We start from the raw sequence: 24,611 nt of genomic DNA, 5'->3' as shown, positions 1-24,611 counted from the left end.
TCCCCTTGGGTGACTTCCCGCCGATGCCCCCCTAGAACGAGGACCAACAGGGGAGTGCGAGATGAAAATTGCCACGTTCAACATCAATGGGGTCAAGGCCCGGATCGGCGCGCTGACCGATTGGCTGCAAAACAGCCAGCCCGATATCGCCCTGCTGCAAGAGATCAAATCCGTGGACGAGGCCTTTCCCCGCCAGCATTTCGAGGATCTGGGCTATACCGTGCACACCCACGGGCAAAAGGGGTTCAACGGAGTGGCAATCTTCTCCAAGGTCCCGCTGGAAGATGTGACCACCGGCCTGCCCGGGGACGATGGGGACGAACAGGCCCGCTATATCGAGGCCACGGTCGTGGGCAAAACCGCCCTGCGGATCTGCGGGCTCTACCTGCCCAACGGCAACCCAGCACCGGGGCCCAAGTACGACTACAAACTGGCATGGATGGCCCGGTTGCAGGCCCGGGCCGAAGCACTGCTGGCCGAGGAGACACCGTTCTTCATGGCGGGCGACTACAACATCATCCCCCAGGACGAGGACGCCGCCCGCCCCGAAGCCTGGCAAGAGGACGCGCTGGCCCGACCCGAAAGCCGCGCCGCCTTTCGCCGGTTGCAAAACCTTGGCCTGACCGAGGCGTTCCGGGCCAAGACCCAAGGGCCGGGCCACTACAGTTTCTGGGACTATCAAGCGGGCGCATGGAACCGCAACGACGGCATCCGCATCGACCATTTCATGATGTCCCCGGCCTGCGCGGATCTGATGACCGACGCCTGGATCGAAAAGGACGTGCGGGGGCTTGAAAAACCCTCCGACCATGTGCCGGTCTGGGTGGAGTTGGACCTATGACGCAATTCTCTGCCAACCTTGGGTTTCTGTATACCGACCGCCCCCTGCCCCAGGCGATCCGGGACGCCGCGCGCGACGGGTTCGACGCGGTGGAATGTCATTTCCCCTACGCCCATGCCCCGGCGGATGTGGCCGCCGCGCTGACGGATACGGGCCTGCCCATGTTGGGCCTGAACACCGACCCCGGGCAGACCTTCGGCTGGGCCGCCCTGCCCGACCGCACGGCCGCGCGCGCCGCCGTGGATCAGGCCACGGCCTACGCCCGGGCCATTGGCTGCCCCAGGGTGCACGTCATGGCGGGGGTGACCGACAGCGCATCCGCCGAGGACGATTTCCGTGACACGCTGGCCTATGCCTGCGACGAAAACCCGGACCTGACGATCCTGATTGAGCCGCTGAACCGCATCGACATGCCCGCCTATCACCTGCGCGAATTTGATCAGGCCGCCGAGATCATCGGCGCGCTGAACCGGCCCAACCTGAAACTGATGTTCGACTGCTATCACGCCGGGCGGAACGCAGGGGCTGAAGCGGTGCTGCCCATGATCGAACAGCACCTGCCCCACATCGGCCATATCCAGTTCGCCGCCCTGCCCGACCGGGGCGCGCCGGATCATGGGGATCTGGACTACACCGCCCTGTGGCCCCGGATCGCCGCCCTTGGCTGGACCACGCCCCTGGGCGCCGAATACAAGGTCCCGGCGGGTCAAACCACCGAAGACACTCTGGGATGGCTGGCCCCGGCTGCGGGCTGACCGTCCCTCGTCGGGCAAGGCGCCCCCTAATAGGGCATCGGGTGGGCGAAGTGCACGGCCTCCAGATCCTCGACCACGGCAGCGTCCAGCACCAGATCGGCCCCGTCGAGGATCCGCACCAACTGGTCATGGGTCGTGGCCCCGAAAATTGCAGACACCGGAAAGGGCCGGGTCTGGCACCACGCCAGCGCCATGTGCACCGGGTCCAACCCATGTGTGTCGGCCACGGCCAGATAAGCCTGCACGGCGGTCCGGGCGCGGTCGGTCCAGCGCCCGCCCAGATCGCCGTTCAGGGACAGGCGCGACCCCTCGGGCACCGCGCCGCCCACATACTTGCCCGTCAACAAACCCGCCGCGAGGGGCGAGAAGGCCAGCAGGGTGACATCCTCGTGATGGGCCAGCTCTGCCAGATCGGTGTCGTAGAGGCGCGCCATCAGGGAGTACTCGTTCTGGATCGCCGCCGGGCGCGGCCCAAGGCCTGCGTCTGCAAGGGCGATCCACTGGGCCATGCCCCACGCGCTTTCGTTCGAGGTGCCCCAGGCCTGAATTTTTCCGGCCCGGGTCAGCGCATCCAGTGCCGCCATGCAGTCGGCCAGGTTGTCGAGGATCTGCGCCCGGTCCCCCTTGGGCACATAGCGCCAGTTCTGGCGAAACTGATAGCTGCCCCGGTTCGGCCAGTGCAGCTGAAACAGGTCGATGGTGTCCGATTGCAACCGTGACAAAGAGGCATCGACGCTGGCGCGGATCGTCTCGCCCGTGATGTCAGGGGCAAAACCGCCAGTGCCCGCAATCTTGGTGGCCACCTTCATGGCCCCTTGCCCGGCCTTGGCGATCCAGCGTCCGATGATGGCCTCGGTTTCGCCCATGGTGTCCTTGCGCACGGGGTTCACGGGGTACAGGTGCGCCGTGTCCAGCCATGTGATCCCCCGCTCCCGCGCCAGATCCATCTGGGCATGGGCCTGCGCCTCGGGCGTCTGGACGCCATAGGTCATGGTGCCCAGCATCAGGTGTTCGACGGTCTGGCCCGTGCGGCCGAGGGGGATGTGTTGCATGTGTCTGCCCTTGGAGGAGTTCGGGGTATGGTGCGCGGTGTGATGCGCAGTGCTGTTTGGGGCGCACCTTACCCCGTGGCCCCCGGGGTGCAAGCCTCCGCCCACTCGTCCCCCGCCGGGGTCAGGTGCAGGCGCGTCCCCTCGGGGCTGCGCAGCCACCAACTGCGCGGGGGGCCATGCGGGCGCGGGTGCGCGACAGACGCCAGACCCGCTCCTCTCCGCGCCGGTGGGGCGCGTACCCCTCTGGCAGGGTGCCGTGATCCTTGCCGTGGACGGGCACCATGTGCCAGCGGGTCTCGACCCCCGGCGCACCGCCCTGCCCCGGCGCCAGCAGCATGGGCAGGGGCACGCGCGGTCCTACCTTGGCCCCCGCCTCGGCGGCCAGATGCATGCGGCGCACGGCCACAAGGCCCGGCGGCTCCGGCAGGTCCACCACCACCCCCGCGGCGACACCGGCGCGGATCGCCTCTTCGGCGCACCACAGCAGGTCTTCGCCCCGGGTGGGGTTTACCTGGATCAGGCGTGCGGGGTTCATCCAGCGCTGCACCCCAAGGGCGTGCAGGCGGTCCTTGCCCCAGGCGGGCGCGATCCAGATCACCGGCCCCTCGCGCGGGGCGACCCAGTGCAGGGCCAGTTGCCGTCGCGCGGCCCCCGTCAGTTCGTGCACCCGGGCCAGAGGGACGGGCAGCGCACCAAGGGTGCGGTGCATGGGGCGGGCCGTGCGCCCGCTGCGGGTCAGGGTCATATCCATGGGTGCGTCTTAGCATGTTCTTATTTTGTTCTCAATATCCCAATCTTCCCCCAGCCCGCCAAACCGCCTATGGTCGTGCCAAACAACAACAGGCAGGCCCATGTCCTTCAACATCCTGATCGTCGCCCAAGCGGGCCGTTTGCAGTACGAGGCGGTCCTGTTCGCCGCCAGCCTGCGCCACTTCAGCCCCGGTTTTGCGGGCCGCCTGATCGTGGCCGAGCCGCAGCCCGGCGGCGCATGGCCGGACGATCCGCGCATGGACAGCCCCGCCGCCCGGGCCGCCCTGACCGATCTGGGGGCCGAGATCGTGCCCTTCACGGCCCGGCATTTCGGCCAATCCTACCCCCAGGGCAACAAGATCGAGGCGCTGGCCTGCCTGCCCGCCGCAGAGCCCTTCGTGTTCTTTGACACCGACACCCTGATCACGGGGGACCTGACGCAGGTGCCCTTTGACTTTGACCGGCCCAGTGCGTCCATGAAACGCGAGAACACATGGCCCGAGATCGAGCTCTATGGTCCGGGGTATGGGGCCACGTGGAAGTCGCTTTATGATCGGTTCGGGCTGGCGTTCGAAAGCTCTCTGGACCTGTCGCAACCGGATGAACACTGGGAGAGGTATCTCTATTTCAACGCAGGCTGGTTCTACGGATCCGACCCAAAGGTGTTTGGCAAGCGGTTCCTGAACTACGCCCTGACCATCCGCGACGACGGCCCCGAAGAGATCGTGTGTCAGGCGCTGAACCCCTGGCTGGACCAGGTGGCCCTTCCCCTTGTCATCCATTCCCTGGGCGGGGCCCGGGATGCCCTGCCCGCAGGGTGGCTGGACGGCAGCCACAGCTGTCACTACCGCCTGATGCCCCTTATGTTCGCCCGCGAAAGCGACGCGGCCATCGCGGCCCTGCGCGAGGTGATCACCCCCAACAAGATCAAGAAGGTGCTGAAGGAATACGAGCCCTTCAAGCGCATGGTCTATCAGAACAAGGGCGACAAGGTCCGCGCCATGTTCGACCGCGCCGACCTGCCCCGCAAGGAACAGCAGATCCGCAATCAGATCAAACGCGCGGGCCTTTGGGTGCGCTAGGGGTTTCGCCCGCGCTGACGCGCGACCGATCCGCCGCCAGGGGGCCGCGCCGAAGGCGCGGCCCCTGGCGGCGTGGCGACACCGAAGGTGGCGCAAGACCTTTTGGTATCGTGCCCTTGGCGAGTGATGTAGTGGGGTATTTTTGACCCAATGAAGACAGGCGTTGGGTCTATGAATGCTCTTCGGCTGCGGTGGCGGCGAGGGCCCGGTTGTAGGCCTTGAGCGCATCCACATGGAACACGGCGCCCAGGATTTCGGGGGGCGTGTCATCGTTGGCAAAGCGGACCACGGGGATGAAATCGACGCTCACCTTGTCGAACAGGGGCATGGCGGCCTCCAGCGTTGCCTCGGGCAGAAGGTAGAACCCTTCGTTGACCACCGTGCGCGCGCGGTCCGGGTCGGCGGCGCGCGGGTGGCTGGGGGCGCGCATGATGCCTGCCACGCGGAACATTGCCAGAAGGTAGGCTTGTGGCCCGGCGGCGAGGTGGATGTTGCGCCGTTCAAGCTGGCTGAGGAAGAACGACCTGTCCACCAGACGTGTCGACAGGGCCGTGGACATCGACACCGCCACCATGACGGCCAGGCCCGTTTGCCAGTCGCCTGTCAGCTCGAACACAATGAGGGTGGTCGAGATCGGTGCGCCAAGGACCGCCGCCGCCACCGCCCCCATGCCCGCCAGCGCATAGAGAGGGACGGTGCCCGACACCTCTGGGAAAATCGGGGTGGCCACGTAGCCGAAGGCCAGCCCCAGCAGCGCGCCCACCATCAGGGCGGGGGAAAAGACCCCGCCGCCCATGCGCCCAGCCATGGTGATCGCCACCGCCGCCACCTTGAGGATGCAAAAGATGATCGCCTCGTGCAGCAGCAGCTCGCCCGTCAGGGCGGCGGACGTCGTCTCGTAGCCCACGCCGATGATATGTGGGAACCAGATCGCCAGCCCCCCAGCATCAGGCCCGACACCGCAGGGCGTAGCCAACGGGGCATGCCCGTGCGGGACTGAAAACTGTTGCCCAGATCCTCGGCCCAGAAGATCGTTCGCATCAGGACCACCGCCACCACACCAGCCAGCAAGCCCAGGATCAGGAAGGCGGGCAGTTCCACGTAAAACGCCAGTTCCGACCCGTCGGGGGGCAAGGAAAACTCTGTCACATCCCCAAAGTAGCTGCGCGAGATCACGGTGCCCGACACGCTGGCGATGACGATGGGGGCGAAGGCGTGGACGGCAAAGTGGCGCAAGACGACTTCCAGCGCGAACAGTGCGCCGGCGATGGGGGCGTTGAAACTGGCCGACACGGCGGCGGCCACGGCACAGCCCAACAGGTCGCGCGCGGTGATGCCATCGGCGGCAATCCGGTTGCTGACCCAGGTGGATATGACAGACGCCAGGTGCACCACCGGCCCCTCGCGCCCCGAGGATCCGCCCGAGGACAGCGTGATGATCGAGGCCGCGGCAGAGGCCAGGCCCGCCTTCGTCTCGACCCGGCCATCGTGCATGGCCGCCCCCTCGATCACGTCCGCCACGGCCCGCACACGGCCATCGGGGGTGAACTTGTGCAAGATCACCCCGACCAGCAGACCGCCCATGCAGGGCAGGATCAGGATCCACCACCACGGCAGGGAGGCCGCGAAGGAGTGCAGGTTCCGCACATCGTCCGTGCCATAGAGGAAGGCCTGCAAATGCTCGATGGCCAGCATGAACCCGACGGCCGCGTAGCCCGAGGCGACCCCGACCATAAGCGCGATGAACCAGAACTGGATCTGACTGGGCCCCCGGTCCCGGATCACGCCCCATGCATCCTTGCAGCCCGCGACCCCGCCCGAAAGGGCGGCCTTGACAGGATGCAAACTGGGTTGTGGCACCGCGACCTCTTTTCCAAGCCGCAATCGCTGGCTAGGGTCCGGGCGAAGCGGAGGGACCCATGTTACCAGAACCAGCACGCGCGGCCTTGGCCACAGTCTTAGGGGAACGCTTGTCCCTGTCCAAGTCCGATCTGGCGATCCATGGCCGGTCCGAGACGCACTGGCCCGAGATGCCCCCCGATGCCGTGGCCTACCCCGAGCGGACACAGGAGGTCGCCCAAATCGTGCGCATCTGCGCGCAGCACGGCGTGCCGGTCATCGGCTGGGGCACGGGCACCGCGCTGGAAGGCCACGCAAGCGCCCCGCGCGGGGGCGTCACCGTGGATTTCAGCCGCATGGCCGCCGTGCTGGAGGTGCGGGCCGAGGATATGGTGGCTAGGGTCCAACCCGGCCTGACCCGTCAGGCCCTGAACGCAGAACTGCGCGCCACGGGCCTGATGTTCCCCGTGGACCCCGGCGCGAATGCGTCACTGGGGGGCATGGCCTCGACCCGAGCCAGCGGGACCACCGCGGTGCGCTATGGCACCATGGGCGATCAGGTCCGGGGGCTGGAGGTCGTGCTGGCGGACGGTCGGGTGATCCGCACCGGGACTTGCGCGCCCAAATCCTCTGCCGGGTATGACCTGACCGCCCTGTTCGTGGGGGCTGAGGGGACGCTGGGCCTGATCACGGAACTGACCCTGAAACTGCATGGCGTGCCAGAGGCGACCTCTGCGGCCGTTTGCGCCTTTCCGTCCGTGGGGGCGGCGGTGGATGCGGTGATCGCCACGATCCAGATAGGCGTGCCCATGGCGCGGATCGAGCTGTTGGACGCCACATCCGTGGCCGCCTGCACCGCCCGCAGCGGGGCAGACATGCCTGCGGTGCCGCACCTGATGCTGGAGTTTCACGGGTCCGAGGCGGGCGCGCGGGCGGATGCGGAACGCTTTGGCGAAATCGCAGCCGAGTATGGTGCCACCGGATACCAATGGGCCACGCGCGAAGAGGACCGCCGCACCCTGTGGGCCATGCGCCACGACGCCTATTACGCCTGTCTGGGCTTGCGCCCGGGGGCCACGGCGTTGGTGACGGATGTCTGCGTGCCTATCTCGCGCCTGGCCGAGGCGATCGAGGCCACCCGCGCAGACATCGCCGCCAGCCCCATCCCGGGGCCGATCCTGGGCCATGTGGGGGACGGAAACTACCACGCGATTTTGCTGGTAGAGCCGGGAAACCGCGCGGAACTGGCACAGGCACAGGCCCTGTCGGGGCGCATGGTGGACCGGGCGCTGGCCCTTGGTGGCACCGCCAGCGGAGAACATGGCGTGGGGTTCGGCAAGCTGGGCTACATGGAGGCCGAGCACGGCGCCGCATGGGACGTCATGGGCCAGATCAAACGGGCGCTGGACCCGGACAACATCATGAACCCCGGCAAGCTGGTGCGACAGACCTGATCCAGCGGTGCGGCTGCGCCGCGTTCGATTTTTGGTGGGCCCCTTGGCCGGCGTTTTGCGGTGGGGGCCAGCCCCCATGGTGCGGGTGCGCTTGTGGTTGATACCGGGCCTGCCCCCGGGGTATTTGGAACCCAATGAAGGGGGATGTGCGATGTATTCCGTGATAGCGGCCTGTCTGTGGGTGGTCTTGGCCTTTGTTTTGCAAAGCTTTTTGACCGCCAAGCAAAGCTGGCCCGCCGCCTATGGGTTGATCGCCCTGGGCGTGCCCTTGTTGGTCTGGCTGTACCTTGAGGCCGGGTTTTTTGCCTTTGCAATCAGTATGATCGTGGGGTGTCTTGTGTTGCGGTGGCCGCTGGTTTACGCGGTGCGCTGGTTGAAGCAAAGGGTCTTTCCATGACGCAATATCCCCCCGTGCGCGGCGTTCTAACCCCGGACCGCCCTTTGGCGGAGCTGACGTGGCTGCGCGTGGGCGGGCCCGCGGACGCGCTGTTCCAGCCCGCCGACCTGTCCGATTTGCAAGGTTTTCTGGCGGCCCTGCCCCGTACAATCGCCGTTTTCCCCATGGGCGTCGGGTCCAACCTGATCGTGCGGGACGGTGGTCTGCGCGCCGTGGTCATCAGATTGGGACGCAATTTCAATGGTATAGAGATCGAGGGCGACATCGTACACGCAGGCGCCGCCGCGCTGGATGCCCATGTGGCGCGCCGGGCCGCAGAGGCGGGGCTGGACCTGACGTTCCTACGCACCATCCCCGGGGCCATCGGCGGGGCCGTGCGCATGAACGCCGGATGCTATGGCACCTACGTCTCCGATCATCTGGTCGAAGCCCAAGCCGTCACCCGGGACGGCACACTTGTGACCCTGTCCCCGGAGGACCTGAAATTCGGATATCGCACCTCGACCCTGCCGGACGGGTGGGTCCTGACCCGTGCATCTTTCCGCACGGGTCGCGCCGAACCCGTGCACCTTTCGCAGCAGATGGAGGAACAACTGGCCAAACGCGACGCCACCCAGCCGACCAAGGACCGGACCGCCGGGTCGACCTTTCGCAACCCGGTCGGATACTCGTCCACGGGTCGGGCGGACGACACCCACGACCTGAAGGCGTGGAAGGTGATCGACGATGCGGGCATGCGCGGGGCCACGCGCGGGGGCGCACAGATGAGCCCGAAACACTCCAACTTCCTGATCAACACCGGGCACGCCACGGCGGCGGATCTGGAAGGATTGGGCGAGGATGTCCGAAAAGAGGTTTTCAAAAACAGCGGAATAGAGTTACAGTGGGAAGTGTTACGCGTGGGCGATCCCGCGCGAGATACCTGAAATAAGCAAGACGCGGGATGGCCCGCGCAACGGCAGTCACGACCCAAGATGCAAAATGCACGGGGTCACACACAGGATATTGGGAATGTCGAGCAGGACGCCCCAATTTGTAGCCGTCCTGATGGGCGGTCCGTCTGCGGAACGGGAGGTGTCCCTCTCGTCCGGTGCGGAATGTGCCGCGGCCCTGGAGGCTGAGGGCTATGCCGTGCACCGTCTGGACTGCGGCGCGGATCTGGCCGAACGCCTGCGCACCCTGAACCCCGATGTCGCCTTCAACGCCCTGCACGGGCGGTGGGGCGAGGATGGCTGCGTGCAAGGCCTGCTGGAATGGCTGCGCATCCCCTACACACATTCGGGCGTTCTGGCCTCGGCCACGGCGATGGACAAGGAACGGGCCAAGGACGTCTACCGCGCCCATGACCTGCCCGTGGTGCACAGCGTCGTGGCGACCCGGGACCAGATCATGGGCGGTCACGTGATCCCCGCGCCTTACGTGGTCAAGCCGATCAACGAGGGGTCTTCGGTCGGGGTCTATATCGTGCACGAAGCGGCGAACGGGCCGCCGCAACTCTCCCCGGACATGCCGGAGCGCCTGATGGTGGAAACCTATGCCCCGGGGCGCGAGTTGACGACCACCGTCATGGGCGACCGCGCCCTTGGGGTCACGGAAATCCACACCGACGGCTGGTACGACTATGCCGCGAAATACACCGCGGGCGGGTCGCGCCACACCTGCCCCGCCGAGATCCCCACCAAGATCGCCACCCTGTGCGAGACCTATGCCCTGCGCGCCCACCGCGCCCTTGGGTGCCGGGGCGTCAGCCGCACGGACTTCCGCTGGGACGAGACGCGCGGCGTGGACGGGTTGATCCTGCTGGAAACCAACACGCAGCCGGGGATGACGCCGACCTCTTTGACGCCGGAACAGGCGCAGGCGGCGGGCATGACCTATGGCGATCTGTGCCGCTGGATGGTGGAGGATGCGTCATGCGACCGCTAGGCCGCCGCCCCGCCGCCCCTGACCCCGCCCCCAGTCGCTGGGCCTACCGGTTTGAACGGCTGTGGCTGACGCCCCTGTTCAAGGCCCTGATCCGCACCGGCGTGCCCGCGTTTTCCGTGGTGATCGCGGTGACGTGGTACATCGGCGATCCGGCGCGGCTGGAGGCGATCCTGAACAAGACCGCCGAAATCCGCCAACAGATCGAGGATCGGCCCGAGTTTCTGGTCAAGCTGATGACCATCGAAGGGGCCTCGCCCGAGTTGTCCGAGGACATCCGCGAGGTGCTGCCCATCGACCTGCCGATCAGCCAGTTCGCGCTTGAGTTGGAGCAGATCAAATCCACCCTGGAGGCGTTGGACCCCGTGGAACGGGCCGAGGTGCGGATCAAGCCCGGGGGCCTTCTGACCCTTACCATCGAGGAACGCCGCCCTGCCGTGTTGTGGCGTCATGCGGACGGGTTGGAGGTGCTGGCCACGGACGGGCACCGCGTCTCGTCCGCCATGACCCGCGCGCAATATCCCGCCCTGCCCCATATCGCGGGCGAAGGGGCCGAGGATCACGTGCCCGAGGCCCTGCGCCTTTACGCGGCCGCCGCCCCCATCGCGGATCAGATCAAGGGGTTGCAGCGTATCGGCGCGCGCCGCTGGGACATGGTCTTGTTGAACGGGACGCGCATCATGCTGCCTGAACAGGACCCAGGCCTTGCCATGGACCGTGCGCTGGCGCTGCACGCGGCGCAGAACGTGCTGGCGCGCGATGTGACCCATCTGGATTTTCGCAACGGGCATCGCCCCGTTGTGCGCATGACCGAGGCCGCCCGGACAGAATGGCGGCGCATCAAAGACATCGAGCTGATTGCAGGAAGGGACAACGAAAGATGACGGGGTTCTACGAGACACAGCGCGCCATGCGCCGGGCCCGACAGGCCGCCATGGGGCGCGGGGTGATCGCCATTCTGGACGTGGGCACGTTCAAGACCGCCTGCCTTGTGCTGCGCTTTGACGAGGCGTTGGACCCTTCGGACGACCAGATCGGGGCCATGGCCGGACAGGCGCGGTTCCGGGTGATCGGGGCGGCGACGACCCGGTCGCGCGGGGTCCGGTTCGGCGAAGTGAACACGATGCAGGAAACCGAACGCGCCATTCGCACGGCGGTGCAGGCGGCCCAGAAAATGGCCGGTGTGCGGGTGGACCACGTGATTGCCTGTTTTGCCGGTGGCGGGCCGCGCAGCTATGGCCTGGCGGGGGATGTGCCCCTGGAAACCGGCACCGTGTCCGAACGGGACATCGGCATGGTCATGGGGGCCTGCGACATGCCCCCATTGGGCGAAGGGCGCGAGGTGCTGCACGCACAGCCCGTGAATTTTGCCATTGATCACCGCACAGGCCTGAACGATCCGCGCGGGCAGAACGGCAACCGTCTGTCCGTGGACATGCACCTTTTGTCCGTCGAGGCCTCGGCGATTGCCAACATGATGCATTGTATCCACCGCTGCGATCTGGAGGTCGCGGGCGTGGCCAGCGCGCCCTATATGTCCGGCAACGCAGCCCTGGTCGAGGACGAGCAGGAGCTGGGTGCGGCCTGCATCGATCTGGGCGGCGGGTCCACGGGCGTGTCGATCTTCATGCGCAAACACATGATCTATGCGGACACCGTGCGCATGGGGGGCGAGCATATCACCGGCGATATCTCCATGGGGTTGCACATCCCCTCGACCCTGGCGGAAAAGATCAAGACCCGGTTCGGCGGCGTCATGGCCACGGGCATGGACGACCGCGAGATGATCGAGTTGGAGGCCGACACGGGCGATTGGCACCACGACCGCCGGTCCATCACGCGCACGGAATTGATCGGCATCATGCGCCCGCGCGTCGAAGAGATCCTGGAAGAGGTGCGCGCCACCCTGGACGACGCCGATTTCCACCACCTGCCCGGCCAGCGCATCGTGCTGACGGGCGGTGGCAGCCAGATCCCAGGTCTGGACGGTTTGGCCGCGCGCATCCTAGGCAATCAGGTGCGTCTTGGCCGGCCCCTGCGGGTGCAGGGCCTGCCACAGGCGGCCACGGGGCCAGCCTTCTCGGCCAGCGTGGGCCTGTGCCTGTCGGCGGCCAGCCCGCAAGACGAATGGTGGGACTTTGACGCCATGCCCGAGGGCAGCCATTCCAAGTCCCTCAAACGCATCTTGCGGTGGTTCAAGGACAACTGGTAGCCCCCATATTTCGCAAGACTCGCGAAACCTCGCTTACAAAGCCACAAAATCGCCTAGATTTTGTGGCTTTTTTGCACTTTTTCCGTGACGTCCGGGCCTAAAACCATTAGCCTTTATCCACAGGAAAACCGTGTTGGCCCGCATGAGGCAGTGTTGGGCACAGTCAAAAAGCAGGTGGACAAAGACATGACATTGAACCTCAGCATGCCCGGGGCAGACTCAGAGCTTAAACCGCGTATTACCGTATTCGGCGTCGGTGGTGCCGGGGGCAACGCCGTCAACAACATGATCGAGAAAGAGCTTGAGGGCGTCGAATTCGTGGTTGCGAATACGGACGCGCAGGCCCTTCAACAGAATAAATCTTCGGGCCGGATCCAGATGGGCATCCGCGTCACCGAAGGTCTGGGGGCAGGCGCACGCCCCGCCATTGGCGCCTCGGCGGCTGAGGAATCGATCGAAGAAATCGTGGATCACCTCGCTGGCGCGCACATGTGCTTTATCACCGCTGGCATGGGCGGCGGCACGGGTACCGGGGCCGCCCCCATCATCGCCCAAGCCGCGCGCGAGCTGGGTGTTCTGACCGTGGGTGTCGTGACCAAACCGTTCCAGTTTGAAGGCGGCAAGCGGATGCGTCAGGCCGAAGAGGGTGTCGAAGCCCTGCAAAAGGTCGTCGACACGCTGATCATCATCCCCAACCAGAACCTGTTCCGGCTGGCCAACGAAAAAACCACCTTCACCGAGGCTTTCGCCCTGGCGGACGATGTTCTGTACCAAGGCGTCAAGGGCGTGACCGACCTGATGGTGCGCCCCGGGCTGATCAACCTCGACTTTGCGGACGTGCGCGCCGTGATGGACGAGATGGGCAAGGCCATGATGGGCACCGGCGAGGCCGAGGGCGAGACCCGCGCGGTCCAAGCCGCCGAGGCCGCCATCGCCAACCCGCTGCTGGACGAGATTTCCCTGCGCGGCGCAAAGGGCGTGCTGATCAACATCACCGGCGGCTACGACCTGACCCTGTTCGAGTTGGACGAAGCGGCCAACCGGATCCGCGAAGAGGTGGACCCAGACGCAAACATCATCGTGGGTTCCACCCTTGATCCCAACATGGAAGGGCACATGCGTGTGTCTGTCGTTGCCACCGGCATCGACGCCTCGGACGTGAACCTTGAAATGCCCGTGCCGCGCCGTCGTCTGGCGGAACCTTTGGCCCAAGCGGGCGGTGCCGCCGCCGCTGTCGAAGCCGTGGCAGAGCCTGTGTACCAAGCCGAACCAGAGGTGGCCCAAGCCGCCCCTGCGCCCGCCACTGCCGCGCCCGCGCCGCAACCGGCCCCCGCCGCAGAGCCGAACTTTTTTGACGCCATGGACGATGGCAGCCAAGACGAAAGCGACGCCGCCAGCCTGTTTGACAGCGCGCCGCAACAGCCTGCCTATGGCTTTGACGATCAGGTGCCCGCACCGGCCTATGACCCGGCCCCTGCGCAACAGCCCACCATGGCGGCTGAACCTGCACAGCCAGAGTTCATCGCCCCCAAGCCAACCTCGGGCCCTTCGCCCGAACAGATGGCCAAGCTGCGCCAAGCCGTGATGAAGGGGCGCGATACCGCAGGTCGCCCTGCCGCCCCCGCAGCGCCAGCCCCGGCTGCGCCATCGGATAAGGCGCGGTTTGGTGGGATCGGGGGTCTGATCAACCGGATGACCGGCCACGCGGACGATCAACCCGCGCCGCAGCAGCCCCGCGCCGCAGCACCGCAGCCCGCACAGCAGCCGGCACTGGCCCCCCAAGCCCCGGCGGCAGACGCTGATGGCGACGACGAGCGGATCGAAATCCCCGCCTTCCTGCGCCGTCAGGCCAACTGACGAATTGCAACAAAGTGACATGATCCTTGGGTCATGTCCCTGAACCGGCCAAGTTCCGCTTGGTCGGTTTTTCTTTGCAAACAACGGCTTACGGGCCATTGGCAGAGAACCGCCGACCCCGCCCCCTTTGTTGCAGCACGTCACAAAGCGTTAATTGCGCAGACCCTTAACGCTTTTCTAAAACACCCCCACACCATCCAAGGGGCCGCCCGTGCAAGTAACACTCAAGAAACCTGTGACCTTCGAAGGCGTCGGCCTGCACTCTGGCCAGCCTGCGCGCATGACCGTGCACCCGGCCTCTGCTTTCTATGGTCTTTGGTTTCGCCGCACGGACATCGACGATGGCCGCGATACGCTGATCCCCGCCCGCTACAACGCCGTCAAGCAATCGCCCCTGTGCACCCGCGTGCTCAACGATGATGCGGTCGAGGTGGGCACGGTGGAACACATCATGGCCGCCCTCGCGGGCTGTGGCGTGCACAACGCCTTGATCGAGATTGACGGGCCAGAGGTGCCAATCCTCGATGGGTCCGCCGCCCGCTTTGTCGCCGGGATCCTGCGCACCGGGCTGGTGAAACTGGACGCGCCCCTGTTTGCCGTCGAGGTCCTGCGCCGGGTCACCGTGCGCCGGGGCGACAGCGAGGCCAGCCTGACGCCTGCGCCCACGCTGGAAATCGACTTTGCCATCGACTTTGACGACGCGGCCATCGGGCAGCAGCAGAAGTCCATGAAACTGTCCAACGGGGCCTTTGTACGCGAATTGTCGGACAGCCGCACCTTTTGCCGCCAGTCGGACGTGGACACCATGCGCGCCAATGGTCTGGCCCTGGGCGGGACCTATGAAAACGCTGTTGTGGTCGAGGGCGACAAGGTGCTGTCCCCCGGCGGTCTGCGCCACGCGGACGAGGCGGTGCGCCACAAGATGCTGGATGCCCTTGGGGATCTGGCCCTTGCCGGTGCGCCGATTCTGGGCTGTTACCAAGGGCACCGCGCCGGTCACAGCCTGACGAACGAGCTGTTGCGCCAGCTGTTCAACGACCCCCTGGCCTACCGGATCGTGACCTGCACCCCCGATCAGCTGCACCTGTTGCCCGGGGCGGACCTGCACGCGACCGATATCGCCCATCTTGCCTAGGCGCCCTTGCGCCACGGGTGCGCATTGGCACTGGACCCTTGCCCACCGGACCGCTAGTTTCAGGCCAAGTTTGCAGTGGGGCCATTTGGCATGACGTTCGGAAAATCCACAGTTCTGGCATTCAGCCTGACCGCCTTGCTCGCCGCCTGCGGCGCGGGCACGGACGAGGCCACGCAAGAGGACGGACCAGAACAGATTTTCCAGCGCGCCGAATTGCAATTGGCCAGCGGCGATCCCGACGATGCGGCGGTTCTGTTCAACGAAGTCGAACGCCTTTACCCCTATTCCGAATGGGCGAAACGCGCGCTGATAATGGCCGCGTTCAGCTATCACGAGGACCGGGATTACGAAAACTCCCGCGCGGCGGCCCAGCGGTTTATCGACTTCTACCCCGCGGACGAAGATGCGGCCTATGCGCAATACCTGCTGGCCCTGTCCTACTACGACCAGATCGACAAGGTGGGCCGCGATCAGGGCCTGACGTTCCAAGCCCTGCAAGCCCTGCGCACGGTCATTGAACGCTATCCCGACAGCGAATACGCCCGTTCGTCGATCCTGAAATTCGATCTGGCCTTCGACCATCTGGCCGCCAAGGAGATGGAGATCGGGCGGTTCTACCTGAAAAAGGAACACTACCCCGCTGCCATCAACCGCTTCCGCGCCGTGGTCGAGGATTTCCAAACCACCACCCACACGCCCGAAGCGCTGATGCGGCTGGTCGAAGCCTACCTTGCCCTTGGCCTGACCGACGAGGCGCAGACCGCAGGCGCGATCCTTGGCCACAACTTCCAGTCCTCGCCCTTCTACGAGGATGCGTTCAAGCAGTTGACCGGTCAGGGGCTGGACGTGGGTCCACGCGGAACCGGCTGGCTACGCGATGTGTACCGCCGCACGATCAAGGGCGAATGGCTCTGACCCTACCCCGCGCGCGTCCCTGACGGGGCAGAAGGAAGACGATGCTGCGTTCCCTCGACATCCGCGACATGCTGATCATCGACCGTCTGGACCTGTCGTTCCAGCCGGGTCTGAACGTGCTGACCGGGGAGACCGGGGCGGGCAAGTCCATCTTGCTGGACAGCCTCGGGTTCGTGCTGGGCTGGCGCGGGCGCGCCGATCTGGTGCGCAAAGGGGCAGACAGGGGCGAGGTCACGGCCGTGTTCCACCTGCCCGAGGGCCACGCCGCAGGGGCCGTGTTGGAGGAGGCCGGGATTGCGCCCGAGGGCGAGCTGATCCTGCGCCGGGTCAACGATGCCTCTGGCCGCAAGACCGCCTGGGTGAACTCCGTCCGGGTCTCGGGCGAGGTGCTGCGCGCCCTGTCCGACACCCTGATCGAGCTGCACGGCCAACACGACGACCGGGGCCTTTTGGACGTCAAGGGCCACCGCGCCTTGCTGGACGCCTTCGCCGGGAACGAGGCCCTGCGCGCGCAGGTCCGCACCGCGTGGCGCGCCCGGCACACCGCCGAAACCGCCCTGACCACCGCCGAGACGCGTCTGGCCGAGGTCCGCGCCGAAGAGGACTTCCTGCGCCACGCGGCCTCGGAGTTGGAGGCACTGGATCCGCAACCGGGCGAAGAGGCCAGCCTCGACACCCGCCGCCGCATGATGCAGGCCGCCGAGAAGATCCGCGAAGACGTGATGCGCGCAGGCCAGGCCCTGGGCCTGCAAGGGGCCGAGGGCCTGCTGACCGATGCCACCCGCTGGCTGGACGGGGCAGCCGACGCCGCCGAGGGCGCGCTGACAGGGGCCCTTGACGCACTGGCCCGCGCGCAGGTGGAACTGGGCGAGGCGCAAGCGGGCGTGGAGGCCTGTCTGGACCAACTGGCCTTCGACCCGTCAGAGCTGGAGATGGTCGAAGACCGCCTGTTCACCATGCGCGGCCTTGCGCGCAAACACGGCGTCACGGCCGAGGACCTGCCCGATCTGGCCACGGATTTCCGCGCCAAGCTGGACCAGCTGGACGCAGGCGCGGCCGATCTGGACGCCCTGCGCCGCACCGTAGAGACCGCCCGCACCGCCTATGACACCGCCGCCGCCGCCTTGCGCGCGGACCGCACCGCCGCAGCCGCACGGCTGGACACGGCCATGGCGGCAGAACTGGCCCCTTTGAAAATGGAACGCGCGGTCTTCACCACCACCGTCACCGACGCCCCCCGGGGCCAGAGGGCACGGACTTGGTCGCCTTCGAGGTGGCCACCAACCCCGGCGCCCCCTCCGGCCCTTTGAACAAGATCGCCTCGGGCGGGGAGCTGTCGCGCTTTCTTCTGGCCCTCAAAGTGTGCCTTGCGGGCAACGACCGCTCCACCACGATGATCTTTGACGAGATTGACCGGGGCGTGGGCGGGGCCACCGCCGACGCCGTGGGACGCAGGCTCAAGGCCCTGGCGGCGGGCGGGCAAGTCCTTGTGGTCACCCATTCGCCGCAAGTGGCCGCCCTTGGCGCGCACCAGTGGCGCGTGGCCAAACACGTGGAAAACGACATGACCCTGTCCACGGTCACACCCCTGTCCCACCATGAACGGGTCGAGGAAATCGCCCGCATGCTGGCCGGGGACACGATCACAGACGCCGCCAAAGCCGCCGCCCAATCCCTGCTGGACGCCGCGCGTTAGCAACGTCAAACGCCTGTGCCCGGTGGCTTGATCCAAAGGGGCATCGAGCCCCTTGGGATCAAACGAGAGACGCTGCCTCTCGCGCTCTCCGAGGTATTTTTGGAACAATGAGGACGAACACCCCAACCTCATTGTTCCTGAAATACCGCGGGGGGATAGACAGATCTTTCCAACCAAACAGGTGTTGCCATGGGGGCTGGCCCCCTGACGCGCCATCATGGCAACGGGCACCCCCAAAACATGGAATGCGCCGCAGGCGCGCCTTTTGGTCAGGCCTCGAGGGCTTGGGCCAGGCCGCCTGCCCATGCGCTGATGGTGCCCGCGCCAAGGCACACGACGATATCGCCCGGGCGGGCCTGTTCGCGCACAAGGCGGGCGAGGTCCCCTTCGTCTGTCACCGTGCGCGCGTGGCGGTGGCCGTGGCGGATCAGGCCCGCGACCAGATCGTCACGGCTGGCCCCCTCGATCGGGTCTTCCCCGGCGGCAAACACATCCCCGATCCCGACCACGTCCGCGTCGTTGAAGCAGGTGCAGAAATCCTCGAACAGCGAGTGCAGGCGCGAGTAGCGGTGGGGCTGGTGTACGGCGATCACCCGCGCGCCCTCCTCCACGGATTGGCGCGCGGCCTTGAGCACGGCTGCGATTTCAACCGGGTGGTGGCCGTAGTCGTCGATGATCGTGACCCCATTCCATTCGCCCACCTTGGTGAAGCGGCGGTTCACGCCACCAAATTCTGCCAACCCCTTGCGGATGTCGCCCAAGCTCATGCCAAGATGCCGGGCCACGGCCACGCCGGACAGGGCATTGGACACGTTGTGATCCCCGGGCATGGGCAGGGTGCAGCCTTCGATCACGGCTCCCTCTGCCTGCAGCTGGATGTCGAAGTGGGCCACGCCGCCTTTGTAGTGCAGGCCCACCGCCCGCACGTCCGCCTGTGCGTTGAAGCCAAAGGTGACCACGCGGCGATCGGTGATCCGGCCCACCAGCGCCTGCACCTCTGGGTGGTCGGTGCAGCACACCGCCAGCCCGTAGAAGGGGATGTTGGACACGAAATCGTAGAACCCCTGGCGCAGGTTTTCGATGGTGCCCCAGTGTTCCATATGTTCGGGGTCGATGTTGGTGACGATGGCGATGGTGGCAGGCAGGCGGTTGAAGGTGCCGTCGCTTTCATCGGCCTCGACCACCATCCATTCCCCCTGCCCCATGCGCGCGTTGGAGCCATAGGCGTGGATGATACCGCCGTTGATCACCGTGGGGTCGATGTCGCCTGCGTCCAGCAGGGCCGCGATCATGGTCGTCGTGGTGGTCTTGCCATGGGTGCCCGCCACGGCGATGTTGGATTTCAGGCGCATCAATTCGGCCAGCATCTCGGCCCGGCGCACCACGGGCAGGCCACGGGCGCGGGCGGCGTCCAATTCCGGGTTGCCCGGTTTGATCGCGCTGGAGATCACGACCACCGCCGCATCGGCCAAATTCTCGGCCTGTTGCCCGATAAAGATCCGCGCGCCCAGATCTGCCAGCCGTTCGGTGATTTTCGACGCCTTCAGGTCCGACCCCTGCACCTGATACCCGTGGTTCAACAGCACCTCTGCGATGCCGGACATGCCGATGCCCCCGATCCCGACAAAGTGGATGGGGCCAAGCGCGGTGGGCAGTTTGGTGGCGTTCATGGGGTCGTTCCTTCGGCGGTGGTTTGGACAAGGGTGGCCAGACGCGCGGCGGCGTCGGGCACCCCTTGGGACAGGGCCGCGGCGGCCATGGTGTTGGCGCCCTGTGGCTGTGTCAGGATGGTGTGGATCTGCTGGGCCAGCGCCTCGGGCGTCAGCTGGCTTTCGGGGATCAGGATCGCGCCGCCCGCCTCCGTCAGCCCGCGCGCGTTTGCGGTCTGGTGGTCGGCGGTGGCGGCGGCAAAGGGGATCAGGATCGAGGGGCGGCCAATGACGCTGAGATCCGCGACAGAGCTGGCCCCCGCCCGGCAGATCACCAGCTGCGCCTCGGCCAGTTGTGCGTCCATGTCGGTGATGAAGGGCGAGACCTCGGCCCGGAGGCCCGCCGCATCATAGGCCGCGCGCACGGCGGCAGCGTCTTCGTCACGGGCTTGCTGCACCACGCTGATATGCTGGCGCAGGTCCTCGGGCAACAGGGCCACGGCGGCGGGCACGACCTGGCTGATGATCCGCGCCCCCTGGCTGCCGCCAAAGACGACCAGCTTCATCGGGTAGTCCCCGGGCGCGATATAGCCCGCGCCCGCGCGCGCCGCGATGGCCCCGCGCACGGGGTTGCCGGTGTGGATGCCCTCAACCCCCTCGGGCAGCTCTGTGGGCCAAGTCCCGCAGGCCACCGCCGAGACGCGTTTGGCAAAGACCCGGTTCACGCGTCCCAGCACCCCGTTTTGTTCGTGCAGCACCCGGGGCAGGCCCAGCAGCCAAGCCGCCCCCAGAGCCGGGATCGACGGATAGCCGCCAAAGCCCACGACCACCGCCGGGCGATCCTTGCGAAACCGCCACGCGGCCTTAAGCACACCGCCCGCGATCCGAAACGGCACCGCCAGCTTGGCAAGCGCCCCGCCGCGCGCAAAGGTGGCCGACGGCACGACCTGCCGCGCCACCGCGTCTGGAAAGCCGCCTGCATAACGCGCGCCGCGTTCGTCTGTGGACAGGATCACCCGCCAGCCTTGGGCCAGCATCTGTTCGGCCAAGGCTTGGGCCGGGAACATATGGCCACCTGTCCCGCCAGCGGCGATGACCAAAAGGGGGGCGTCTGACATGGAAAACCTCGGGCGGTTAGCGCCTGCGGAAGGCGTCGGAAAGTTCGTTCTGGGGCCGGGTCCGGGTGAAGCACAAAAGCATCCCCGTCAAGACCCCCATGGCGATCAGCGAGGACCCGCCGTAGCTGACGAAGGGCAGTGTCATGCCCTTGGCCGGCAGGATGCGCACCGCCACGCCAAGGTTCACGAAGGCTTGTAGGCCCAGCAGTGTCGCCAGCCCCGTGCCGGCCAAGCGGATGAAGGGGTCGCGTTCGCGCATCAGGCGGAACAGGGACCGCACGGTGATCAGGCTGAACAGGCCCACGACGATCAGGACCAGAAACAGCCCGTATTCCTCGGCGGCGACGGCGATGATGAAATCCGTATGGGCATCGGGCAAGGACCATTTCACCGTGCCCTCGTTCACGCCGGTGCCGAAAAAGCCCCCCTCGCGGATGGCATTGGTGGCAAAGCCCATCTGGCTGGTGGCATCCACTTCGGGGTTCAGAAAGCCGTTGATCCGCCGGGCGAAGTGTTCCGAACTGCTGTAGGCGACCATGGCCCCGAACCCCACAAGGGTCAGAAAGCCTGCCAGAATGAACATGGGCGCGCCTGCCACGAAATAGATTGTGGACCACGCGGCGATGATCAGGGCTGCTTGGCCAAAGTCGGGCTGGGCGGCCAGCAGGCCCACGATCACCACGGTGACAAAGACGCTGATCGTCTTGCCCGGGGGACCGTTGATTTCCTGACTGGCGGCCATCAGCCACGCCACAAGGACCACAAAGACGGGTTTAAGAAACTCCGACGGCTGCACGCTGGCAAAGCCCAGCGAATACCACCGCGTCGCCCCCTTGCCGAAATCGGTGCCAAGGATGGGCAAAAGGGCAAGGGCGGCAAAGGCCGCAAAGAAGCCCAGAACCCCAAGGCGGCGCAGCATGGCAGGCGACATCATGGACACGACGATCATCACGCTGAGCGCCATGATGCCGAACACCCCTTGGCGGGTGACGTAGTGAAACGGCATCAAATCATTGCGCTCGGCCAGCGGGGGGCTGGCGGCAAAGCCCAGCATCAGCCCGATGGCAAACAGGATGAAGATGCACGAAAGGGTGACGCGGTCCACCGTCCGCCACCACCGCGAAACAATGGCTTCGCCGTCTTGCACGATCACCGTGCCATGGGCCATTTCGGTCATGGGCCTGCCTCTATGCTGCTCTGGCGCTCTTGCGCTCTTGGCTTGAGCATAGCGAATCAGGCCGTGCAGGGAAAGACAAAGGTTTGACACCCAGGCGGTGTGCGAATTTTCGTACGAAAATTCGGGCGGGCTTAGATATCCTCGCCCTTGTCCAACAAATCCTCCAGCAATTCCCGGTGCAGCGCGCCGCTGTCCCCGCCGCCGAACGACATGGCCCCGCCGGAATAAAAGGTGCCATAGGTGCGGGCCAGGTTCACGGTCTGGATCAAGCCGGACAGGAACTGCGCGTGTTCCAGCGCGGCCAGTGGATGGATATAGACCGCCCACAGCCGCCCGTTGGCCACGGCATAGCGGGCATCGAGCGCGGTGTCGAAATTGGCCTGCATCAGGCGTGTCAGATCCTCGGGCGTCAGGCTGTCTGCACTGCCGATGGGGACCATGGCGCGCATACGGTCAGCACCTGGGTCCGTGACCACCAGCACCGGCACATCCTGCAAGATCAGTTGGAACTGGGTGCCGGCGGCCCGGGCCTCGGGGTCCACGCTGGCGATGATCTGGCCCAGTCGGTCCAGGGTCATGGGCGTCTCTGCCCGACCAGATGCCTCTTGGGCGGTCACGGGGGCTGCGGCAAGGCACAGGGCGAAGATGGCGTGTTTGATCATGGAACGGCCCTCCTACCCCGCAGCCTAGTGCGCGAGGTCAAGTTTCCCAAATCACGATCGCGCGGCGATGATTTCCAGGGCGCGGGCGATGGCCGCGTCGATGTCCATGGCGGTTGTGTCCAGCGTCACAGCGTCCTGCGCCGGGCGCAGGGGCGCATCGGCCCGACCCATGTCGCGGGCGTCCCGGGCGCGCACATCCTCCAGCACTTCGTCGTAGCTTTGGGCCAGTCCTTGGGCCGACAGTTCCGCAAAGCGGCGCTGCGCGCGCACCTCGGGGCTGGCGGTCACAAACAGCTTCACCCGCGCGTTGGGGTAGATCACGGTACCGATGTCCCGCCCGTCCAGCACAGCGCCCCCGGCCCTTTTGGCAAAGGCGCGCTGGAAATCCACAAGGGCCGCGCGCACCTGCGGGTCGGCGGCGACCTTGCTGGCGGCTTGGGCCACGGCGGGGGTGCGCAGGTCGGGGGCGGCGATATCAGCCGCGGTCAGGGACTGCGCGGCGGCCACGGCCCTGTCCCCGGCCAGCGTGCGTTTGCCCACCGCCCGATACAGCAACCCCGTGTCCAGATGGGCAAACCCCATATGATCGGCCACGGCACGGCTGATCGTGCCCTTGCCCGCCGCCGCAGGGCCGTCGATGGCGATGCAAAAGCTTTGGCCCGGAGCGTCGGTCACGCGTCCTCCATCACCGCGCCAAGGGCGGTCATCAAAGGCATGAAGATCGGGAAGGACGTGGCGATGGGGCCTGCATCGTCCACTGTCACAGGGGCCTTGGCGGCCATGCCGCAGCACAGGAAGGACATGGCGATGCGGTGATCCAGAAACACCTGCGCCGACGATCCGCCGGGCACGTTGCCCGCACCCACCCCCTCGACCGACCACCAGTCGGGGCCTTCGTCCACGGTGACACCCGCCGCGCGCAGACCTTTGGCCATGGCGTCGATGCGGTCACATTCCTTCACCCGCAGTTCCGACACGCCGGTCATCATGGTGCGCCCTGTGGCGTTGGCGGCGACCACGGACAGGATCGGGTATTCGTCGATCATGCTGGCGGCGCGTTCCGGGGGCACGTCGATGCCGCGCATGTCCGGGGAATAGCGGGCGCGCAGGTCGGCCACGGGTTCGCCGCCTTCTTCACGCAGGTTCTCGAAGGTCAGATCCGCGCCCATGTCCTGCAAGGTATAGAACAGCCCGGCGCGGGTGGAATTCAGGCCGATATTGGGCACCAGCACATCGGAGCCCGGCACGATCAGCGCCGCACAGACCGGAAACGCCGCACTGGAGGGGTCGCGGGGGACCACGATATGCTGGGGCGTCAGTTCCGGCTGACCGTTGAGGGTAATCACCCGTTTGCCATCCACCTCCTCCACGGTGATGTCCGCGCCGAAACCGGCCAGCATCCGTTCCGTGTGATCCCGGGTCGCTTCTTGTTCGATAACAACGGTTTGCCCCGGGGCGTTCAACCCGGCCAGCAGGACCGCGGATTTGACCTGGGCCGAGGGCACAGGCACCTCGTAGGTCACGGGCACGGGCGTGGCCGCCCCCACCAGTGTCATGGGCAGGCGCCCCCCGGACCGGCCCACGGCCTGGGTGCCGAACAGGGCCAGCGGGTCCGTGACGCGCGCCATGGGCCGCTTGTTCAAAGAGGCGTCGCCGGTGAAGGTCACGCTGATATCGTGGGTCGCCACGGCCCCCATGATCAACCGCACCCCGGTGCCCGAGTTGCCACAGTCGATCACCTGATCCGGTTCCATGAACCCACCCACGCCGACGCCGTGGACATGCCACACACCCGCGTCGTCTCGCTCAACGGTGGCCCCAAGGGCAGCCATGGCGCGGCCCGTGTCGAGCACGTCTTGGCCCTCCAGCAAGCCCTCGACCCTTGTGTGGCCCACGGCCATGGCGCCTAGGATCAGGCTGCGGTGGGAAATGGATTTGTCACCGGGCACGTCAGCGGTGCCGGTCAAGGGCCCGCTGGCGCGCGCGGTCATCGGTTTGGGGTCACCATGGGCGGACATGTCGGGCCTCCTGTCGTTTGGCCTGTGATACCCACGCCCCGCCGCGCGCGCCAGTGCGATTTTTCGTACGAAAAATCGG

The 24,611-nt window shown here is 66.4% G+C and carries 20 protein-coding genes and 2 pseudogenes; 13 read left to right on the top strand and 9 right to left on the bottom strand.

All coding sequences use genetic code 11. The features are described 5' to 3' along the window. Positions 1-61: 61 nt before the first annotated feature. Complete coding sequence (xth, locus tag ACZ1G0_RS06840) at positions 62-841, top strand: exodeoxyribonuclease III (RefSeq protein WP_472736261.1); 780 nt, start codon at positions 62-64, stop codon at positions 839-841. Further along, the gene (locus ACZ1G0_RS06835; RefSeq protein WP_472736260.1) at positions 838-1,596 is read left to right on the top strand and encodes a hydroxypyruvate isomerase family protein; all 759 of its coding nucleotides are present in this window, start codon (positions 838-840) and stop codon (positions 1,594-1,596) included. The genes xth and ACZ1G0_RS06835 overlap by 4 nt, the downstream gene beginning before the upstream one ends. Before the next feature lie 26 nt (positions 1,597-1,622). Here ACZ1G0_RS06835 and ACZ1G0_RS06830 read toward each other — a convergent pair whose 3' ends face one another. Continuing rightward, positions 1,623-2,648, bottom strand: a complete 1,026-nt coding sequence (locus tag ACZ1G0_RS06830; RefSeq protein WP_472736259.1) for an aldo/keto reductase — start codon at positions 2,646-2,648, stop codon at positions 1,623-1,625. 121 nt (positions 2,649-2,769) lie between these two features. Beyond that, the gene (locus tag ACZ1G0_RS06825; protein ID WP_472736258.1) at positions 2,770-3,399 is read right to left on the bottom strand and encodes a hypothetical protein; all 630 of its coding nucleotides are present in this window, start codon (positions 3,397-3,399) and stop codon (positions 2,770-2,772) included. Between the two features lie 100 nt (positions 3,400-3,499). On the opposite strand from ACZ1G0_RS06825, the gene ACZ1G0_RS06820 reads away from it, so the two are divergent. Beyond that, a complete protein-coding gene (locus ACZ1G0_RS06820; RefSeq protein ID WP_472736257.1) occupies positions 3,500-4,480 on the top strand; it encodes a hypothetical protein in 981 nt (326 codons plus the stop codon). A 601-nt stretch (positions 4,481-5,081) separates the two neighbouring features. Here ACZ1G0_RS06820 and ACZ1G0_RS06815 read toward each other — a convergent pair. Continuing rightward, positions 5,082-6,064, bottom strand: a pseudogene (locus ACZ1G0_RS06815) (chloride channel protein); the annotation flags it as partial. 335 nt (positions 6,065-6,399) lie between these two features. Between ACZ1G0_RS06815 and ACZ1G0_RS06810 the strand changes: the two are divergent. From ACZ1G0_RS06810 to recN, 10 genes and pseudogenes are all read left to right on the top strand, one after another. Beyond that, a complete protein-coding gene (locus tag ACZ1G0_RS06810) occupies positions 6,400-7,773 on the top strand; it encodes an FAD-binding oxidoreductase (protein WP_472736256.1) in 1,374 nt (457 codons plus the stop codon). Positions 7,774-7,924: 151 nt separating this feature from the next. Continuing rightward, complete coding sequence (locus ACZ1G0_RS06805; protein ID WP_472736255.1) at positions 7,925-8,170, top strand: DUF2484 family protein; 246 nt, start codon at positions 7,925-7,927, stop codon at positions 8,168-8,170. Then, a complete protein-coding gene (gene murB, locus ACZ1G0_RS06800; RefSeq protein WP_472736254.1) occupies positions 8,167-9,096 on the top strand; it encodes a UDP-N-acetylmuramate dehydrogenase in 930 nt (309 codons plus the stop codon). The genes ACZ1G0_RS06805 and murB overlap by 4 nt, the downstream gene beginning before the upstream one ends. A gap of 79 nt (positions 9,097-9,175) precedes the next feature. Then, complete coding sequence (locus tag ACZ1G0_RS06795) at positions 9,176-10,096, top strand: D-alanine--D-alanine ligase (RefSeq protein WP_472736253.1); 921 nt, start codon at positions 9,176-9,178, stop codon at positions 10,094-10,096. Continuing rightward, entirely contained in the window at positions 10,084-10,977 is an 894-nt protein-coding gene (locus tag ACZ1G0_RS06790) for a cell division protein FtsQ/DivIB (RefSeq protein ID WP_472736252.1), read from the top strand. Before ACZ1G0_RS06795 ends, ACZ1G0_RS06790 begins: the two co-directional genes overlap by 13 nt. Beyond that, a complete protein-coding gene (ftsA, locus tag ACZ1G0_RS06785; RefSeq protein ID WP_472736251.1) occupies positions 10,974-12,305 on the top strand; it encodes a cell division protein FtsA in 1,332 nt (443 codons plus the stop codon). Before ACZ1G0_RS06790 ends, ftsA begins: the two co-directional genes overlap by 4 nt. A 186-nt stretch (positions 12,306-12,491) precedes the next feature. Continuing rightward, the gene (ftsZ, locus tag ACZ1G0_RS06780; RefSeq protein ID WP_472736250.1) at positions 12,492-14,162 is read left to right on the top strand and encodes a cell division protein FtsZ; all 1,671 of its coding nucleotides are present in this window, start codon (positions 12,492-12,494) and stop codon (positions 14,160-14,162) included. A 211-nt stretch (positions 14,163-14,373) separates the two neighbouring features. Beyond that, positions 14,374-15,297, top strand: a complete 924-nt coding sequence (gene lpxC, locus ACZ1G0_RS06775; protein WP_472736249.1) for a UDP-3-O-acyl-N-acetylglucosamine deacetylase — start codon at positions 14,374-14,376, stop codon at positions 15,295-15,297. A gap of 90 nt (positions 15,298-15,387) precedes the next feature. Then, positions 15,388-16,212, top strand: coding sequence for an outer membrane protein assembly factor BamD (locus ACZ1G0_RS06770; protein WP_472736248.1), 825 nt, complete (start codon positions 15,388-15,390; stop codon positions 16,210-16,212). A gap of 41 nt (positions 16,213-16,253) precedes the next feature. Next, positions 16,254-17,908 (top strand): annotated as a pseudogene (gene recN / locus ACZ1G0_RS06765) (DNA repair protein RecN). Positions 17,909-18,177: 269 nt separating this feature from the next. Here recN and murC read toward each other — a convergent pair. From murC to aroA, 6 genes are all read right to left on the bottom strand, one after another. Further along, the gene (gene murC / locus ACZ1G0_RS06760; RefSeq protein WP_472736247.1) at positions 18,178-19,578 is read right to left on the bottom strand and encodes a UDP-N-acetylmuramate--L-alanine ligase; all 1,401 of its coding nucleotides are present in this window, start codon (positions 19,576-19,578) and stop codon (positions 18,178-18,180) included. Next, the gene (gene murG / locus ACZ1G0_RS06755) at positions 19,575-20,675 is read right to left on the bottom strand and encodes an undecaprenyldiphospho-muramoylpentapeptide beta-N-acetylglucosaminyltransferase (RefSeq protein WP_472736246.1); all 1,101 of its coding nucleotides are present in this window, start codon (positions 20,673-20,675) and stop codon (positions 19,575-19,577) included. Before murG ends, murC begins: the two co-directional genes overlap by 4 nt. A gap of 16 nt (positions 20,676-20,691) precedes the next feature. Beyond that, entirely contained in the window at positions 20,692-21,852 is a 1,161-nt protein-coding gene (locus tag ACZ1G0_RS06750; RefSeq protein WP_472736245.1) for a peptidoglycan glycosyltransferase FtsW, read from the bottom strand. A gap of 131 nt (positions 21,853-21,983) precedes the next feature. Then, positions 21,984-22,514, bottom strand: coding sequence for a hypothetical protein (locus ACZ1G0_RS06745; RefSeq protein WP_472736244.1), 531 nt, complete (start codon positions 22,512-22,514; stop codon positions 21,984-21,986). Positions 22,515-22,565: 51 nt separating this feature from the next. Then, positions 22,566-23,189 (bottom strand): (d)CMP kinase, encoded by a 624-nt coding sequence (cmk, locus tag ACZ1G0_RS06740; RefSeq protein WP_472736243.1) that lies wholly within the window; start codon positions 23,187-23,189, stop codon positions 22,566-22,568. Beyond that, complete coding sequence (gene aroA / locus ACZ1G0_RS06735; protein ID WP_472736242.1) at positions 23,186-24,532, bottom strand: 3-phosphoshikimate 1-carboxyvinyltransferase; 1,347 nt, start codon at positions 24,530-24,532, stop codon at positions 23,186-23,188. The genes cmk and aroA overlap by 4 nt, the downstream gene beginning before the upstream one ends. Between the last annotated feature and the right edge of the window lie 79 nt (positions 24,533-24,611).

Source organism: Thalassobacter sp. HA4-2 (assembly GCF_055693705.1).
Note: the sequence above shows the minus strand (reverse complement) of the source record. Positions and strands in the feature narration are given on the sequence as shown.

Bases quoted from the DNA above. Each gene is read 5' to 3' on its own strand.
- xth (WP_472736261.1), top strand. From the start codon at position 62: ATGAAAATTGCCACGTTCAACATCAATGGGGTCAAGGCCCGGATCGGC.
- ACZ1G0_RS06835 (WP_472736260.1), top strand. From the start codon at position 838: ATGACGCAATTCTCTGCCAACCTTGGGTTTCTGTATACCGACCGCCCC.
- ACZ1G0_RS06830 (WP_472736259.1), bottom strand. From the start codon at position 2,648: ATGCAACACATCCCCCTCGGCCGCACGGGCCAGACCGTCGAACACCTG.
- ACZ1G0_RS06825 (WP_472736258.1), bottom strand. From the start codon at position 3,399: ATGGATATGACCCTGACCCGCAGCGGGCGCACGGCCCGCCCCATGCAC.
- ACZ1G0_RS06820 (WP_472736257.1), top strand. From the start codon at position 3,500: ATGTCCTTCAACATCCTGATCGTCGCCCAAGCGGGCCGTTTGCAGTAC.
- ACZ1G0_RS06810 (WP_472736256.1), top strand. From the start codon at position 6,400: ATGTTACCAGAACCAGCACGCGCGGCCTTGGCCACAGTCTTAGGGGAA.
- ACZ1G0_RS06805 (WP_472736255.1), top strand. From the start codon at position 7,925: ATGTATTCCGTGATAGCGGCCTGTCTGTGGGTGGTCTTGGCCTTTGTT.
- murB (WP_472736254.1), top strand. From the start codon at position 8,167: ATGACGCAATATCCCCCCGTGCGCGGCGTTCTAACCCCGGACCGCCCT.
- ACZ1G0_RS06790 (WP_472736252.1), top strand. From the start codon at position 10,084: ATGCGACCGCTAGGCCGCCGCCCCGCCGCCCCTGACCCCGCCCCCAGT.
- ftsA (WP_472736251.1), top strand. From the start codon at position 10,974: ATGACGGGGTTCTACGAGACACAGCGCGCCATGCGCCGGGCCCGACAG.
- ftsZ (WP_472736250.1), top strand. From the start codon at position 12,492: ATGACATTGAACCTCAGCATGCCCGGGGCAGACTCAGAGCTTAAACCG.
- ACZ1G0_RS06770 (WP_472736248.1), top strand. From the start codon at position 15,388: ATGACGTTCGGAAAATCCACAGTTCTGGCATTCAGCCTGACCGCCTTG.
- murC (WP_472736247.1), bottom strand. From the start codon at position 19,578: ATGAACGCCACCAAACTGCCCACCGCGCTTGGCCCCATCCACTTTGTC.
- murG (WP_472736246.1), bottom strand. From the start codon at position 20,675: ATGTCAGACGCCCCCCTTTTGGTCATCGCCGCTGGCGGGACAGGTGGC.
- ACZ1G0_RS06750 (WP_472736245.1), bottom strand. From the start codon at position 21,852: ATGACCGAAATGGCCCATGGCACGGTGATCGTGCAAGACGGCGAAGCC.
- ACZ1G0_RS06745 (WP_472736244.1), bottom strand. From the start codon at position 22,514: ATGATCAAACACGCCATCTTCGCCCTGTGCCTTGCCGCAGCCCCCGTG.
- aroA (WP_472736242.1), bottom strand. From the start codon at position 24,532: ATGTCCGCCCATGGTGACCCCAAACCGATGACCGCGCGCGCCAGCGGG.